Below are 15,054 nucleotides of genomic sequence, written 5' to 3'. Positions count from 1 at the left end.
AGGGGGCCGGGGTCGAAGGGGCGGCAGCCCCTGGAGGACGGGAAGGGTAGGGGCGGCGGGGGCGAAATCCGCGGCCCCCGCCGAATGGCCGTGGGTAAGGGAACGGTAAAGCGCCCCCGCTCGTTCACGGACCATGACAGCTATGACCCCCGGCTCGAACATCCCTCTCTCCGCCGCCCGCGTGACGGTGGACGTCGCCGCCCCGGTGCGGCTCGACGTATCGGGCCTGCTGCTCACCGCCGACGGCAAGGTGCGCTCCGACGACGACTTCATCTTCTACAACCAACCGTCCGGCCCGGGCGTGACGTACCGCTCGGGCGGCGGCACCAGCCCCGACGCGATCACGGTCGACACCGCGGCCGTACCCCCCGGCATCGAGAAGATCGTCGTCACCGCCAGCCCCGACGCCGCCGGCCAGTCCTTCCAGGGCATCGAACCGACGGCCACCATCCGCAACGCGGACGACAACAGCGTCCTGGCCACCTTCACGCCCCCACAACTCGGCACCGAGACGGCCCTGGTGATCGTCGAGGTCTACCTGCGCAACGGCGCCTGGAAGGCCCGCGCCGTCGGCCAGGGCTACTCCAACGGTCTGGCCGGCATCGCCACCGACTTCGGCGTCACGGTCGAGGAGCCGGCCCCGGCCCCGGCCGCCCCCGTGGCCCCGCCGCAGCCCACCATGCAGCCCCCGGCCGCCCCGCCGGCCCCGCCCATGTCCACTCCCCCGGCACCGCAGGCACCCCAGACCCCCGCCGCTCCCCCGGCCCCACCCGCGCCGCCCGCCCCCGGCGCCGGAAAGATCAACCTGGACAAGGGCCGCGTCAGCCTCCAGAAGAACCAGACCGTCTCCCTCGTCAAGGGCGGCCGCCCCCTGCTCTCCCAGGTCAAGATGGGCCTCGGCTGGGAGCCGGCGTACCGCGGCAAGGACATCGACCTGGACGCCTCGGTCATCGCCTACGGCCCGCAGCGCAACCACATCGACAGCTGCTACTTCGGCAAGCTCCAGATCGTGCAGGGCGCGATCCGCCACTCCGGCGACAACCTCACCGGCGAGGGCGGCGGGGACGACGAGGTCATCACTGTCGACCTCGGGCGCCTGCCCCAGGACGTCACCGGCCTCGTCTTCACGGTCAACTCCTTCTCCGGCCAGAAGTTCACCGAGGTCGCGAAGGCTTACTGCCGGCTGATCGACGCCGCGTCCGGCGAGGAACTCGTCCGCTTCGACCTCACCAACGCCGAAGCACAGACGGGCGTGATGATGGCGAAGCTGATCAAGCAGTTCTCCGGCGAGTGGGAGATGACGGCCATGGGCGACTTCGTGAAGTCCCGCACGGTGCGGGGGATGGTGAAGCCGGCGGCCCAGGCACTGTAGACAGCCGTACGACGTCCAGGGCGCCCCCCGGTCGAAGAGGGGCGCCCGGAGCCCGGGGAGGCGCAGCGGTCACATCTTCCTCGCGCCCGCCGCCGGATCCCTGAGGAAGTGCCGCGCCCCGAGGAGGAACACGACGAGCCGAGAGGTGACCGGCCGTGCGTTGCGGCGTTCCCGGCCCACCGGCCGTCAGGCCGAGGCCCGCACCACCAGCTCCGGGACCACCCACGCCGCGGCGCCCCGCAGCGGTTCCTCACCGGCGCGCAGCCGGGCGACCTGCTCGACGGCCAGCCTTCCCAGCCGCCGTTTGTCGATGTGCAGGGTGGTCAGCGCGGGCTCCACCAGCTCACCCAGCGACAGTCCGTCGAAGCCCATGACGGCCAGGTCGTCCGGCACCCGCCGGCCGCGGCGCCGGGCGGCACGCATGGCGCCGACCGCGATCAGGTCGTTGAAGCCGAAGACGGCGGTGATGTCGGGCCGGGCGTCCAGCAGCCGCTCCATGCCGGCCTCACCCCCGGCCACGCTGTGCTCGGGACTCAGCGCGACCCAGCTGTCGTCGACCGGCAGGCCGTGCCGCCGCGCCAGCTCCAGGAAGGCCTGTCTGCGCGGGGCGGGGCCGTGCACACCGTCCAGCATGCCGATCCGGCGGTGACCCGCGGCGACCAGATGCGCCATGCCCTGTTCGAGACCGGTCGCGGCGTCGATCCCCACGGCCGCGAAACGGGTCTGCTGCGGCCCGCGTTCCAGCAGCACCAGCGGTACACCGCCGAGGTGCCGGGCGAGCACGTCCTCCGGGCTCTTGAAGTAGCCCACGATCGCGTCGGCCTGATGGGACAGCGCATCGAGCGCGTCGCGCTCCCGGGCCTCGTCGATGCGGGAGTCCCACATCACCACCTGCCAGCCGCGCTGCTCCGCCGCCTCCAGCACACCCGCGGCCACCTCGGGGAAGAAGGGGTTCATCAGATCCGGGATCACCAGCCCGGCCGTCACGGTCCCCTTCTGCACGAGACCACGGGCGAACCGGCTCGGCCGGTAGTCCAGCAGCCGCGCCGCCTCCAGCACCCGTTCCTTCGTCGCCGGGTCGATCTCGCCCTTGTCGTTCACCGCGCGGGAGACCGTCTGCCGTGACACTCCGGCCAGCTTCGCGACATCGTGGATCGTGGCCCGGCGGCGGTTGCCGTCGGGCCGTTCGACACTCGGCTCCCGCTGCTGATCGTCCGCCCGCACGCAGTGCACTGTATCCGGCCAGGCACGCGGCACGGCAGGGCCCGGCACCGCGAGGCCGGCCCGCGGCCCCCGCAGCTCGGCGCGTCCGGCCGCCTAGAACAGCGCGCTGTACGCGTTCAGCGCGGGCTGCCCGCCGAGATGGGCGTAGAGGACCGTGGAGTCCGCCGTGATCTCCCCGCGCGAGACCAGATCGATCATCCCGGCCATCGACTTGCCCTCGTAGACCGGGTCCGTGACCATCCCCTCGGTCCGCGCCGCCAGCCGCATCGCCTCCAGCGTCGTCCCGTCCGGTATCCCGTACGTGCCCGCGTGATAGCGGTCGTCGAGCTCGACGTCGGCCTCGGTCAACTCGCGCTTGACACCGATGAGCCGGCCGGTATTGCCGGCGATCCGGGCGATCTGTTCACGTGTGGTGGCGGGCTTGGCCGAGGCGTCGATGCCGAGGACCCGGCGCGGGCGGCCGCCCGCCTCCTCCAGGGCGGCGAATCCGGCGACCATGCCGGCCTGCGTGGAACCGGTCACCGAGCACACGATCACGGTGTCGAAGAAGACGCCCAGCTCCCGCTCCTGCTCGGCCACTTCGTCTGCCCAACCGGCGAAGCCGAGCCCGCCGAGCGGGTGGTCGGAGGCGCCCGCCGGGATGGCGTACGGCTTTCCGCCCGACTCCTCCACATCACGCAGCGCCTGCTCCCAGCTCTCCTTGAAGCCGATCCCGAACCCGGCCCGCACAAGGCGTACGTCGGCCCCGGCGAGGCGGCTGACGAGGATGTTGCCGACCTTGTCGTACACGGAGTCGGGCCAGTCCACCCAACTCTCCTGGACCAGCACGCACTTGAGCCCGGCACGGGCCGCCACCGCGGCGACCTGGCGGGTGTGGTTGGACTGCACGCCGCCGATCGAGACGAGCGTGTCGCAGCCCTGCGCGAGCGCGTCGGCGACCAGGTACTCCAGCTTGCGGGTCTTGTTGCCGCCGTACGCGACACCGGAGTTGCAGTCCTCGCGCTTGGCCCAGAGGGAGGCGCCGCCGAGGTGGGCGGTCAGGCGCTCCAGGGGGTGCACGGGGGACGGGCCGAAGAGGAGGGGGTAACGGTCGTACGAGGAAAGGGGCATGGGGATCCTCCCGGGAAGGGTCAGTCGCTGTCGGCGAGTTCGGCGAGCCCTCGCCAGATCTCCGCCGTGACCCGGACAGCCTCGTCCACGTCACCGGCCGCGCACGTCTCGATCAACCGCTCGTGCAGCCCGGCCGAACGGCAGGTCCCGCCCTCGCCGAAGCGCCGGCGCTCCAGGCGGCGGATGAGCGGGGTGTAGCGGGCGACGGTGGCGGCGGCCGCGCGGTTGCCGCTCACCCGCACCAGCACGTCGTGGAGTTCGTCGTCGGCCCGCAGGGCGAGGTCCACCTCGCCGGCGGCGACGGCGGTGGCGAAGCGCTCGTTGGCGGCGCGCATGATCTCCACGTCCGCCGCGGCCAGCCGGGGTACGGCGACCCGAGTCACCAGCTCGTGCATGGCGCCGACCACGGCGGCCGCGTCGCGTACGTCGTCGGCGACGACCGACGTCACGCGCGTGTAGCTCTGTGGCTTGCTCTCCAGCAGCCCCTCGTCCACGAGACGCGAGAACGCCTCGCGCACCGGCGCCCGGGACAGCCCGAGCCGCTCGGCGAGATCGGCGTCCCGCACCACCGCGCCGGGCTCGATCTCCCCGGCCACGATGGCGTCCCGGATCGCTTCGTAGGCCCGGTCCCTGAGCAGGGTGCGGGCTACGGGTCGTATCGCCTCCACAACTGAAATGTTAGATGTCAGTCCTGACGGCGACAAGGGGCGGCGCCGAGGGACGCGGACAGGAGAGCGGCCCGCACTCCCCACGCGGTGCGGGCCACTCTCGACTCAAGCAGCTCAAGCAGCTCAAGCAGCTCGGGCAGCCCAGGGCCAGTCGGCGTCCCGAGCCCCCTCCAGCAGCGGCACCATCCGGAAGGCCGCGTCCGAGAGGCCGCCGAAGGTGTGCCGGTTGCCCGTCCCCGACGGACCGTGGCCCGCCCGGTACCCGGCGAGGTTCCAGGTGTAGACCGGTACGTCGGCCGGGACCTGTTCGGTCGGGTCGCCGTGGTTGCTGGGGGCGTACTGCTCGTCGGTGACGATCAGCACCCGGTCGTGCTTCCGGTAGTGCCTGCGCACTGCCTCGGTGGTGTTCGTGCCGCCGAGGTCCCCGAAGCGTCCCAGGACCTTCAGCACCGACTCGCCCTTGCGGAAGGCGATCTCGCCGCTGCCCGTGCCGAACTGGACGAGATCCGAGTCCGCCGCCCGCAGCGCGAGCGCCGTGCCGAAGATCGCCGCCGCGTCGGCCCGGTTGAGCTGCGAGCGGTCGGACAGCCGGGACCAGAACATCGAGCCCGAGCGGTCGACGAGCACCAACGTCCGGCCGGGCAGCGCCGGCACCTGGGCCAGCGAGTGGCCGAGTGCCTGCTCCAGCGGGTACGCCCAGCGCAGCGACGGCGCGTGCTGGTACGCGGCGAGGTACCGGAAGGGGAACTGCCGCGACCGTACGACCTCCTCCGGATCACTGATCCGGGCGGCGACCTGGGCCGCGACCTCGTCCGAGACGCCCGCCTCGTCGAAGTTCCGCAGATTCCTGACGAGCGTCATGGCGCCCATCGACGGAATCACGGCCTCCCAGGCCTCCTTGTCCATCGGCCCCTGCAGCCAGCCGGCCAGCGCCTCCCACGTCATGCCTGCCGCCGCGAGCCGCTCGGCCCCGCCGTCCGACGTGACCACCGCACGCCGCTGTTCGACGGGCAGTGCCATCAGCTCGCGGTGTGCGACCAGCGTCCGGTTGGACGCGGGCGGCACGGCGGTGTCCGGGTTGTGCCGGCGGTCGAGGGCGTACTGGAACAGGTCGCCCTGCCCCGGCTTGTCCGGGTCGGGGGCCGCATGCACCACGTTGAGGATGTCGCCGAAGCGGTACCCCTTGGACGCGGTGTCGTACTTCAGCAGCGACCTGCCGCTGTAGAGCCGGCGCACGGCGTCGGCGACACCGCGCTTGACGGTCGAAAGTACCCGTCCGCTACGCCGTACGTTCGCGGAGCCAAACCTCCTGATACCGGCGGCTCTGCTTCTGACGCACAGGTTGCACCCTCGGGTTGTTGAGGTGCTGGTAGTTGGGCGTCAGCGCGTGGCAGTTCGGGCACAGCAGGCGGACGTCCTCCGGACGGTTCCTTGTGCGGTCCCCCTGAACGTGGTCGACGTGCAGGGGGACGCGGCCCGACACGGGGTTGGCCTCGGCCCAACCGCATTTCTCGCAACGCTGCCCTCTGAGCAGGACCAGAGCTTGACGCACGCGCCAGTCCGGGCTGCCGTCGTCCCGAGTACCGCTGACCTCGCCCGCCTGCCACGCGGCAAGCCATCGCGCAAACGTGCCTGTTCGCTCGTAGCGGTCCTCATTGAAGCACTCCCACGAACAGTACGGCCCGTCGCAGCGGGGGCGACGCTCCGTCGATCCGCACCGGCGGCACGGCGTGGGCTCCCCGCGACGTGCCGCCGCCTCCTGCTGACGGGTCACATTGGCGCAGGCACGGCTGCAGTGGACCGCACCCCTGGTCAGGACCGACTCACCACACTGAGGGCACACAGGTTTCGGCCTACGCCGGGCCCCAGCCCGCTGAGCGGCCGTCCCCAGGAGGCTGCACCGGTTGCTGCAGAAGCGCCTGCCCCTTCTCTTTGTCGGCAGGCCGCACTGCTCACACGAGTTGGACATGGGTGAACCGTAAGTCCAGCACGACGGGCCGTCGGTCGAATCGGACAGCCACACCCGCACGAGTGATCCCGCGTTCTAACGTCGCTGCCGCTTCCAGGGCCCCGTGATGGCGAGCATGATGCCCGGCGTCTGGATATTGGCGTACAGCGTCCGGCCGTCGCACGAGAACGTGACGCCGGTGAACTCGCTGTATTCCGGCTCCTCCTCGGTGCCGATGTTCAGCTCGTTGCGGGCGATCGGGTACGTGCGGCCGCTGTCGGTGGCGCCGAAGAGGTGCTGGACGCCCTCGCCGTCCTCGGCGATGACGAGGCCGCCGTACGGAGAGACGGTGATGTTGTCCGGGCCGTCGAAGGCGCCGTCCTTGGACGGGTCGGGATTGACGCCGAGCAGGACCTTCAGGGTGAGGGTGCGGCGCTTGGGGTCGTAGAACCAGACCTGGCCGTCGTGCCGGCCGGGGCTCTCCTCACGGGCGTACGAGGAGACGATGTAGGCGCCGCCGTCGCCCCACCACATGCCCTCCAGCTTGCGGGCCCGGGTGATCTCGCCGTCGGCGAACTGCTTGCGCACGGGCGTGGTCCTGGCGTCCCGGTCCGGGACGTCCACCCAGTCGACGCCGTACACGGTGCCGATTCTGGTGGCCCGGGAGAGGTCGTCGACGAACTTGCCGCCGGAGTCGAAGCACTTGGGCGCCTGGAGGACGCCGGCGTCATCGGCCAGCTTGCGGAACGTGCCGCTGCCGTACTCGAAGCCCTTCGGCGGGGTCCAGCGGAAGAACAGCCCGTTGGGCGTGGCCGCGTCCTCGGTGAGGTAGGCGTGGCCGCGCTTGGGGTCGATGACGACGGCCTCGTGGTCGTAGCGACCGAAGAACTTCAGCGGCTTGGGGTTCTTGTTGGCGCGCCGGTCGATGGGGTCGACCTCGAAGACGTAGCCGTGGTCCTTGGTCATGCCGTTGGTGCCGGCCTTGTCGGAGTTCTCCTCGCAGGTGAGCCAGGTGCCCCAAGGGGTGCTGCCGCCCGCGCAGTTGGTGGAGGTGCCCGCGATGCCGACCCATTCGGCGACCTGCCCGCCGGGGCGGACCTCGACGACGGTGCAGCCGCCGGCCGCGGCGGGGTCGTAGACGAGGCCCTCGGTGAGCGGGACGGGGTGGTCCCAGTCGGCGCGCGGGCCCTTCAGCTCGTGGTTGTTGACGAGGAGGGTGGTGCCGCGCGGCCCGTCGAAGGTGGCCGTGCCGTCGTGGTTCGAGGGGGTGAACTCGCCCGACTCCAGCTTCGTCCTACCGCTGTAGGTGATGATCCGGTACTTGAACCCGGCGGGCAGCGCGAGGAGGCCCTTCGGGTCCGGGACGAGGGGTCCGTACCCGACGCCGCCACAGTGGGCGTCCGCGGACTTCTCGCTCGCGGTCTCGGACTCCGTGGACGCGAGCGCGTTCGGCGCGGTGGCGAGAACGCCGGCGCTGCCCGCCAGCGCGACACCGGCCCCGGTGATCGCGGAATTCCTGGCGAAGTCCCTGCGGGTGAGCGACATGCTGTCTCCTGTGACCGTGGGTGTGCCGTGGAGGGCGGCGAACTCCGGAACGGCGTAACGCTCCCGCCTGTTTCTGAACGGGGGTTGAACGCCGGAAGGATTCAGTGGAGCTACCTCAATGAATCAGCACGGCCCAGGACAACGCCCCCGAGGGGCGCGGGGAACTGCGCGACCAGCCCCCACGCACCCGCACCGGCCAACCGACCGTCAACCACCCTGTTGCGACCGCGCCTTGAAGGCAGCCTTACGCGCTTCCTTCGCGATCTTCTTGTCCGGATGCAACCGCCCCATCGCCTCCAGCACATCCGCCGTGGCCGGATGCTCGACCCGCCAGGCCGCCGCAAAGAACCCGCTGTGCTGCGCGGCCAGCCCCTCCACCAGGGCCCGCAGCTCGTCGGAGTTCCCCTCGGCCGCGAGCTGTGCGGCAAGCGTGTCGACGGTCAGCCAGAACACCAGGTCCTGGGAGGGCGGGGGCACGTCGGAGAACCCCGCCTCGGTCAGCCAGACCCGGGCCAGCCCGCCCAGCTCCGGATCGTCGAGGACCTCCCGCAGTGCCGGCTCGGCCTCGGTGCCCACCAGGGACAGCGCCTGCTGGCAGCGCAGTCGCCGCAGCGGCGCCCCGGCGTCCAGACCCCGTGCCGCCGCGAGCAACTCCCGGGCCGCGGCGAGGGGTTCGCGCCGGTCCAGCCACTGCACGGTCTCGGCGTGCGCGGCGGCCTGCGGGAAGGTGGACGTGCCGTCGAGCAGCGCGTCGGCGCCCTTGTCCGCCAGGTCTCCGACCGCGGGCGACTCGAACCCGGCCTCCAGCAGCCGCGCCCGCAGCCCGTACAGTCCGAGCGGGGTCAGCCGCACCATGCCGTAGCGCGACACGTCGGTGTCGTCGACGGCGGCCGCGGCCTCCTCGGCGCCCTCGACGTCCGCCATCAGTGCCTCGTCCACCGGCTGGTACTCCACCAGGCCGACCGGCTCCAGCAGCCGGAACTGGTCGTCCAGGCGCATCATCGCGTCGGAGACCTGTTCCAGCACGTCGTTCGTGGGCTCGCCCATGTCGCTGGGCACGATCATCGACGCGGCGAGGGCCGGCAGCGGTACGGGCGTGTCGCCCGGCCCGTCCTCGCTGACCGTCAGCAGGTACAGGTTGCCGAGCACACCGTCGAGGAACTCCGCCTCGGCCTCGGGGTCCCAGTCCAGGGTGGAGAGGTCGATCTCGCCGCCCGCGTCCATGGCGTCGACCAGGTCGTCGAGGTCGGGCACGCTGGCGTCCGCGAGCACCGTCTCCAGGGCACCCAGCCACACCGCGAGGACGTCCTGCGGCGAACCGCCGGTCAGCAGCGCCAGGTCCGCGCCGGCCGCTACGGCACCCGTCTCCTCGTCGACGATCTCCACCAGCCCGGTGTCGACGGCGACGCGCCAGGCCTCACTGGCGTACGCGGCGGCGTCGTCCCCGCTCAGCGCGAGCACCTCGGCGGCGGCCGGCAACTGCTCGTCGACGAGGCCGCCCCCGGCGTCGACCCGGGTGTCGGGGCCGGCCCAGCGGGCCAGCCGTGCGGCCCGGGCAAGCAACGGCGTGGACAGCGCGTCCCGCGCCAGCTCCGCTTCGGGATGCAGCCGCACCGGCGGCAGGGAGGAGCTGTCTGACATCGGCTGGTTCTCCTAGGGCGTTCCGCAGGGCCGTAGGCGTCACGGCCCAGCCGCTCTCCACTTCACGGCTCAACCGCTCAGCCTAGACGGGTTTCCACCCATGCCGCCCGGTTCATCTCCCCGCCGGGCGGTGTACATGGCCGAAACCTTGACAACTGACGTGAGCAGGCAGGAGATTGACGCGCGTAGAAATCGAGCGGACATCTGTTCACTGTATTTTCTACGCGCGTCGCCGCCGCCCCACCGGTCGCGCCTGCACCCACCGTTCCACGCACCACCCTCGTCCCGGCGCCCAAGTATGTCCCCGGAGGGATCCCGTTGCCGAGCAAGAAGTCCGCGCGCCTCGCCGCGCTCACCGTCGCCGCCGTCTGTTCCGCGGCGTCCACCGTTGTCCTCACGTCCCCCGCGCACGCCGACTCCGTGCGCATCCATGACATCCAGGGCAGCACCCGCATATCCCCGTACGCCGGCAAGCAGGTCACGGACGTGGCCGGAATTGTCACCGGCGTGCGCACCTACGGCTCGTCCAGAGGCTTCTGGATCCAGGAGCAGGACGCCGACGCCGACCCGGCCACCAGTGAGGGCGTCTTCGTCTTCACCAGCTCCGTCCCGAAGGTCGCCGTCGGCGACTCGGTCCTGGTGGCGGGCACGGTCTCCGAGTACGTCCCCGGCGGCGCCACCTCCGGGAACCAGTCGCTGACCGAGATCACCAAGCCGACCGTCACCGTCGTCTCCAGCGGCAACGCCGTCCCGGCCGCGCAGGTCGTCGACGAGGACTCGGTGCCGGACCGGTACACGCCGGCCGGCGACTCGGCCGCGAAGGGCTCGATCGACGGCCTGACGCTGCGGCCGTCGAGGTACGCCCTCGACCACTACGAGTCCCTTGAGGGCATGAACGTCGAGGTCGCCGACGCCCGCGTGGTCACCGCGACCGACGACTTCCACGAGCTGTGGGTGACGGTGAAGCCGTGGGAGCACCGCAACCGCCGCGGCGGCACGGTCTACGGCTCCTACGACTCCCAGAACACCGGCCGGCTGCAGATCCAGTCGCTCGGCCCCGGCGCCGAGTTCCCGGTCGCGAACGTGGGTGACACCCTCACCGGCACCACCGCCGGCCCGCTGGACTACAACCAGTTCGGCGGCTACACCCTCGTCGCGAGCGAGCTCGGCACCCTCAAGAGCGGTGGCCTCGAGCGGGAGACGACCCAGAAGCAGCGGCGCGACGAGCTGGCTGTGGCGACGTACAACGTCGAGAACCTCGACCCGTCCGACGCCACGTTCGCCGAGCACGCCTCCGCGATCGTGAACAACCTCCAGTCGCCCGACATCGTGTCCCTGGAGGAGATCCAGGACAACAACGGCGCGAAGAACGACGGCACGGTCGCCGCCGACCAGACGGTGGGCAAGCTGATCGACGCCATCGTCACGGCGGGCGGCCCGGCCTACGACTGGCGTTCCATCGACCCGGTCGACAAGGCCGACGGCGGCGAGCCGGGCGGCAACATCCGCCAGGTGTTCCTGTTCAACCCGAAGCGGGTCTCCTTCACCGACCGCGCGGGCGGCGACGCCACGACCGCCGCCGGTGTGACCAAGGTGAAGGGCAAGGCGGCGCTGACGGTCTCCCCCGGCCGTATCGACCCGGCGAACGCGGCCTGGACGAACAGCCGCAAGCCGCTGGCCGGCGAGTTCGTGTTCCGTGGCCGCACGGTCTTCGTGATCGCCAACCACTTCGCCTCCAAGGGCGGCGACCAGTCCCTGCACGCGCAGTACCAGCCGCCGGCCCGCAGCTCGGAGACCCAGCGCCACCTCCAGGCGAGCGCGGTCAACACCTTCGTCAAGGACATCCTGGCCGCCCAGAAGAACGCGGACGTCGTCACGCTCGGCGACATCAACGACTTCGAGTTCTCCGGCACCACCGAGCTGCTGGAGGACGACGGCGCGCTGTGGTCGGCGATCAAGTCGCTGCCCAGGAGCGAGCGGTACTCGTACGTCTACCAGGGCAACGCCCAGACGCTGGACCAGATCCTGGTCAGCCCGTCGATCCGGCGTTCCTGCGACTTCGAGTACGACAGCGTGCACGTCAACTCGGAGTTCAACGACCAGATCAGCGACCACGACCCGCAGGTGCTGCGGTTCCGTCCGTAACCTCCGGTGCGGTTCAGGACTGGCTGAACACGCCGTTCAGCCAGTCCTGCCAGGCGGCCTCGACCGCCTTGGCGTCGGCGCCCGGGGCGAAGTCGTGCACGGAGATGCCGACCGGGTAGCCCCAGTGGTTGCGGCCGAAGAAGCGGATCATGGCGTCGTCCGTGCGCAGCCCGAGGAAGTACGGGTTGCGGAAGTCCACCACGGCGTCGAGGAGTCGGCCCTCGGGGCCGCGTGCCTGGACCCGCGTCCCCTCGGCGGTGTCGTCCCCGAGGCCGAGCGCGCGGCCCACGGCGACGAAGGCGTCCGCCGTCTTCGACGTGTCGGGCCCATCGAAGGTCGTGAAGGCGACGACCGGACGGCCGCCGAACTCCGTCAGGTACTGGCGCAGCGTGTGCAGATAGAAGTCGGTGTGCCGGCCGGCGGCGTCGTACTGGTTGTCCCAGTCGTCGACGAGGATGCCACTGTGCACATACCGCACCCAGGCCCGGCGGCCTCCCTCGCGCGGCTCGATGGTGTAGTCGAGCTGGTTGAGGCTCTGCTCCTCGACACCCTCGACGTCCTCCGCCCGGTTGGTGTAGCGGTGCGGCGGGTCCCAGGCGGTGACCGTGGAGCCCATCGCCCCCTTGCCGCCGACGCGCGGCTCGGGCGGCTCCGACGGCCACATCCAGCCGCCGGTGTTGCTGGTGATCGCGTCCCACACCTGTTCCGGTGTGGCGTCGACCTCGAACTCGCGGGCGATCTCGAATTCCTTGGACATGGTGGGCTCCTGCTGATTACTGGTCGAGTGCGGGGTTCGGCTGGTCCTTGACCGTGGGGTGTACGGCGACCACGATCCGGTGATCGCGGCCGCCCTCCGCGTCGGGCGCGTCGTACTTGTGGATCAGCGCGCTCACGCCCGCCGTCAACTCCTGGATGAACGCGGCTCGTTCGGCCGCCGAGGCGAAGCGGACCTCGCCGTCCAGGGCGTACGTCGCCAGCCTCTTGCGGGCCTTCGCGGCGCCGGTGATCAGCGAGCCGACGTCCCGGACGAGCCGGGCGCCGAGCGCGAGCAGCCAGCGGGCGGAGAGCTGGTCACGGAAGCGGTCCGGGTCCGGCTGCACTGCGGCGAGCGCGAGCGGCGAGATGACGTACGACGCGGCGGTCGCCTGCATCAGCCGCTCGGTGACGTTGCCCTTGCGGCGCTCGCCGGCCAGCTCCACCAGTCCGTGCCGCTCCAGCGCCTTGAGGTGGTAGTTCACCTTCTGCCTGGGCAGCCCGACCTTTCCGGCCAGCATGGCGGCCGACGCGGGGCCGGCCGCCAGCTCGGCGAGCAGCCGGGCCCTTGTGGGGTCCAGGGAGACGGCTGCGGCCTCGGGGTCCTCGATCACGGTGACGTCCAGCATGCGTCCACCGTCTCACCGAAAACTTTTTTTGTCCAGACGGTTGGAGTTTTCGGTGAGGGGAGGCGTCACGGCGTCACGGCGTCACGGCGTCACTCGGGAACGAGGCCGACGGCGTGGTCGTACCGACTGACCGTGCTGCTCTTCAGCCCCGGCCAGGTCTGGACGCGGTGCCACAGCTCGGTGGCCGAGCCGATGCCGTTGCCCGGGGCGGCGAGGGCGTCGATGTGGGCGGCGGCGCTCTCCCATTCGGCGTAGTTCAGGACTCGGGTGCCGTCGGTGCTGAGGTGGAAGTGGGCGGAGATGCCGCCGGAGTGCGGGTTCGGCTCGCTCACCAGGGCCTCGAAGACGGCGTCGACCCAGGCGCGCTGCCGGTCGGGATCGGGCCCCTCGAACTCGATGTCGACGATCACGATGCAGCCGGGGACGCGGGTGTCGCCCTCGCGAGTGCCGCTGCGGTAGTGCCGGTACCGGCCGAGTCCCAGCCGCTCGATGCCCGGCACGGCCGTGTCGATCGCGTCGTTGCGCTCCTGGCGGTGGGTCTTCACGAAGGCCTCGTAGGCCTGGTCGCTGCGCCACTGCGAGTAGTGCAGGAGGGTGGCGGCGTCCTGCCCGGTGTAGACGTGGTAGCCGAGCAGACCATCGGTGGGCCAGGGGCGGCGCTCCCAGGTGCCGGCGATCGCCTCGACCGTCTGCTGCTGGCGCAAGGGGGTGCCGACCCGCCAGGTACTGAAGAAGGGGGCGCCGATCTCGGGGCGGGTGAGGTCGGGGTGGGCGTCGGTGCGACGGGTCATGGATGCCTCCGGAGCCGGTGGTCAATGCGTGCACTGAACACCTTTCGACCTCAACCGGACTTGAGGTCAAGTGGGCCCTTGGAAGGCGGGGTTCACGAGATCGCGCAGGGCGGTGCGGCGCGGAATCCGAGTACACATAGAGCGGCGCGGGACCGGTGACCGGTCCCGCGCCGCCTCGCCGTCTCCCTCGACCGGCGTCTCAGCGGTGCCCGTTGTGCCGGCGCCGCAACACCTGCGCGGCGACCACAGCGCCCACGGCCGCCCCGGCGATCAGCACCGGCCGCGGATGCCGCAGTCCGGCCTGGACGACGGTGCGGACGGGGCGCGGCACGCTGTGCTCGACCACATGGCCCGCGTGCGTCGCCCTGCCCTGGACGGTGTGTCCGGCCTGGGTCGCCCGGTCCTGCACCGTGTGCCCGGCGTGCGTCGCCTTGTCCTGCACGACGTGTCCCGCCTGGGTCGCCCGGTCCTGCACGACGTGCCCGGCGCGTGCGGCCCGGTCCTGCACCACGTGCCCGGCCTGGGCCGCGCTGCTGCGCAGCTGCACGGTCATCGCGCCCGCCTTGTCCTTGAGGTCGGCGGCGCGCGCCAGGGCTCGGCCCTTCACATCCGCCTTCCCGGCCAACTCCGCCACGGTGTCGCCGAGTTCGCTGCGCGTCCGCTCGATCTGGCCGCGCAGTTCCTCGGGGCCCTTGGCCCCTGCGCTCGCCTTCGCCGCCGCGGACTTCCCCGCGGCAGCGGCTTTCGCGGCGCCCTTCTGCGCGGCCTTTCCGCCGCCCGTCGCCCCCGCCTTGCGGTCCGTCATCGGTGTGCCCTTTCCTTGATCTCCTCGACATCGGCCCTGACGCTGCCGAGGGCCTCCTCCGGCGTGGGGGGTGCGGCGCGCCGCAGCCGGGCGCGGCCGGTCGCGGCCAGCAGACCGGCGAGGGCGAGCAGGACGCCCGTCACGATCAGCGCCGCGGCCCACACGGGCAGCGTCAGCGAGAGTGCGGCGGTGGCCGCGGCGGCCAGGAACAGCAGACCGGCGTACGCGACGGCGCCCGCCGCGCCGAGCAGCCCGCCGCCCGTGCCGGCACGTCGGCCCTTCTCGGCCAGCTCCTCCTTGGCGAGGGCGACTTCCTGTCGTACGAGCCGGGAGAGCTGTTCGCCCGCCTGCCCTACGAGTTCGCTCACCGAGTGGTGCTCGTCGTGCACCCGCTCGGGGGTAGTGGACCCGGTCACGGTGTTC

General features: G+C 71.5%; 12 protein-coding genes and 1 pseudogene. 2 read left to right on the top strand and 11 right to left on the bottom strand.

The annotated features are described in order from the left end of the window. Positions 1 to 142: 142 nt before the first annotated feature. The gene (locus OG331_RS37030; RefSeq protein WP_406204691.1) at positions 143 to 1,372 is read left to right on the top strand and encodes a TerD family protein; all 1,230 of its coding nucleotides are present in this window, start codon (positions 143 to 145) and stop codon (positions 1,370 to 1,372) included. A gap of 186 nt (positions 1,373 to 1,558) precedes the next feature. Here OG331_RS37030 and OG331_RS37025 read toward each other — a convergent pair whose 3' ends face one another. From OG331_RS37025 to OG331_RS37000, 6 genes and pseudogenes are all read right to left on the bottom strand, one after another. Beyond that, positions 1,559 to 2,596: a LacI family DNA-binding transcriptional regulator gene (locus tag OG331_RS37025; RefSeq protein WP_406204689.1), complete on the bottom strand. Its 1,038-nt coding sequence runs from the start codon at positions 2,594 to 2,596 to the stop codon at positions 1,559 to 1,561. A 93-nt stretch (positions 2,597 to 2,689) separates the two neighbouring features. Next, the gene (locus OG331_RS37020) at positions 2,690 to 3,706 is read right to left on the bottom strand and encodes a 1-aminocyclopropane-1-carboxylate deaminase (RefSeq protein WP_406204686.1); all 1,017 of its coding nucleotides are present in this window, start codon (positions 3,704 to 3,706) and stop codon (positions 2,690 to 2,692) included. Between the two features lie 20 nt (positions 3,707 to 3,726). Next, entirely contained in the window at positions 3,727 to 4,374 is a 648-nt protein-coding gene (locus OG331_RS37015) for a GntR family transcriptional regulator (protein WP_406204683.1), read from the bottom strand. A 123-nt stretch (positions 4,375 to 4,497) separates the two neighbouring features. After that, a pseudogene (locus OG331_RS37010) lies at positions 4,498 to 5,634 on the bottom strand (TROVE domain-containing protein); the annotation flags it as partial. Between the two features lie 784 nt (positions 5,635 to 6,418). After that, positions 6,419 to 7,867 carry an alkaline phosphatase PhoX gene (locus OG331_RS37005; RefSeq protein WP_406204681.1) on the bottom strand — a complete coding sequence of 483 codons (1,449 nt, stop codon included), beginning with the start codon at positions 7,865 to 7,867 and terminating at the stop codon, positions 6,419 to 6,421. Between the two features lie 207 nt (positions 7,868 to 8,074). Then, positions 8,075 to 9,508, bottom strand: a complete 1,434-nt coding sequence (locus tag OG331_RS37000; protein ID WP_406204678.1) for a hypothetical protein — start codon at positions 9,506 to 9,508, stop codon at positions 8,075 to 8,077. 318 nt (positions 9,509 to 9,826) lie between these two features. On the opposite strand from OG331_RS37000, the gene OG331_RS36995 reads away from it, so the two are divergent. After that, positions 9,827 to 11,653 (top strand): endonuclease/exonuclease/phosphatase family protein, encoded by a 1,827-nt coding sequence (locus OG331_RS36995; RefSeq protein ID WP_406204675.1) that lies wholly within the window; start codon positions 9,827 to 9,829, stop codon positions 11,651 to 11,653. 13 nt (positions 11,654 to 11,666) lie between these two features. Here the strand turns inward: OG331_RS36995 and OG331_RS36990 are convergent, their stop codons facing one another. From OG331_RS36990 to OG331_RS36970, 5 genes are all read right to left on the bottom strand, one after another. Beyond that, positions 11,667 to 12,410 carry an SRPBCC domain-containing protein gene (locus OG331_RS36990; RefSeq protein ID WP_406204672.1) on the bottom strand — a complete coding sequence of 248 codons (744 nt, stop codon included), beginning with the start codon at positions 12,408 to 12,410 and terminating at the stop codon, positions 11,667 to 11,669. A gap of 16 nt (positions 12,411 to 12,426) precedes the next feature. Beyond that, positions 12,427 to 13,035, bottom strand: coding sequence for a helix-turn-helix domain-containing protein (locus OG331_RS36985; protein ID WP_328882441.1), 609 nt, complete (start codon positions 13,033 to 13,035; stop codon positions 12,427 to 12,429). Between the two features lie 89 nt (positions 13,036 to 13,124). Continuing rightward, positions 13,125 to 13,826, bottom strand: a complete 702-nt coding sequence (locus OG331_RS36980) for an antibiotic biosynthesis monooxygenase (RefSeq protein ID WP_406204669.1) — start codon at positions 13,824 to 13,826, stop codon at positions 13,125 to 13,127. A gap of 199 nt (positions 13,827 to 14,025) precedes the next feature. Further along, entirely contained in the window at positions 14,026 to 14,631 is a 606-nt protein-coding gene (locus OG331_RS36975) for a DUF3618 domain-containing protein (protein WP_406204666.1), read from the bottom strand. After that, positions 14,628 to 15,047, bottom strand: coding sequence for a phage holin family protein (locus OG331_RS36970; protein WP_406204663.1), 420 nt, complete (start codon positions 15,045 to 15,047; stop codon positions 14,628 to 14,630). The genes OG331_RS36975 and OG331_RS36970 overlap by 4 nt, the downstream gene beginning before the upstream one ends. Positions 15,048 to 15,054: the final 7 nt, after the last annotated feature.

This window comes from Streptomyces sp. NBC_01017 (assembly GCF_045162795.1).
Lineage (GTDB): Bacteria > Actinomycetota > Actinomycetes > Streptomycetales > Streptomycetaceae > Streptomyces > Streptomyces machairae.
The sequence above is the reverse complement of the archived record's forward strand: the minus strand, read 5'-3'. Positions and strand labels throughout refer to the sequence as shown.

Excerpts from the sequence above, each read along its gene's own strand:
- OG331_RS37000 (WP_406204678.1), bottom strand. The coding sequence starts at position 9,508 with ATGTCAGACAGCTCCTCCCTGCCGCCGGTGCGGCTGCATCCCGAAGCG.
- OG331_RS36980 (WP_406204669.1), bottom strand. The coding sequence starts at position 13,826 with ATGACCCGTCGCACCGACGCCCACCCCGACCTCACCCGCCCCGAGATC.
- OG331_RS37005 (WP_406204681.1), bottom strand. The coding sequence starts at position 7,867 with ATGTCGCTCACCCGCAGGGACTTCGCCAGGAATTCCGCGATCACCGGG.
- OG331_RS36985 (WP_328882441.1), bottom strand. The coding sequence starts at position 13,035 with ATGCTGGACGTCACCGTGATCGAGGACCCCGAGGCCGCAGCCGTCTCC.
- OG331_RS37030 (WP_406204691.1), top strand. The coding sequence starts at position 143 with ATGACCCCCGGCTCGAACATCCCTCTCTCCGCCGCCCGCGTGACGGTG.
- OG331_RS36975 (WP_406204666.1), bottom strand. The coding sequence starts at position 14,631 with ATGACGGACCGCAAGGCGGGGGCGACGGGCGGCGGAAAGGCCGCGCAG.
- OG331_RS36990 (WP_406204672.1), bottom strand. The coding sequence starts at position 12,410 with ATGTCCAAGGAATTCGAGATCGCCCGCGAGTTCGAGGTCGACGCCACA.
- OG331_RS37020 (WP_406204686.1), bottom strand. The coding sequence starts at position 3,706 with ATGCCCCTTTCCTCGTACGACCGTTACCCCCTCCTCTTCGGCCCGTCC.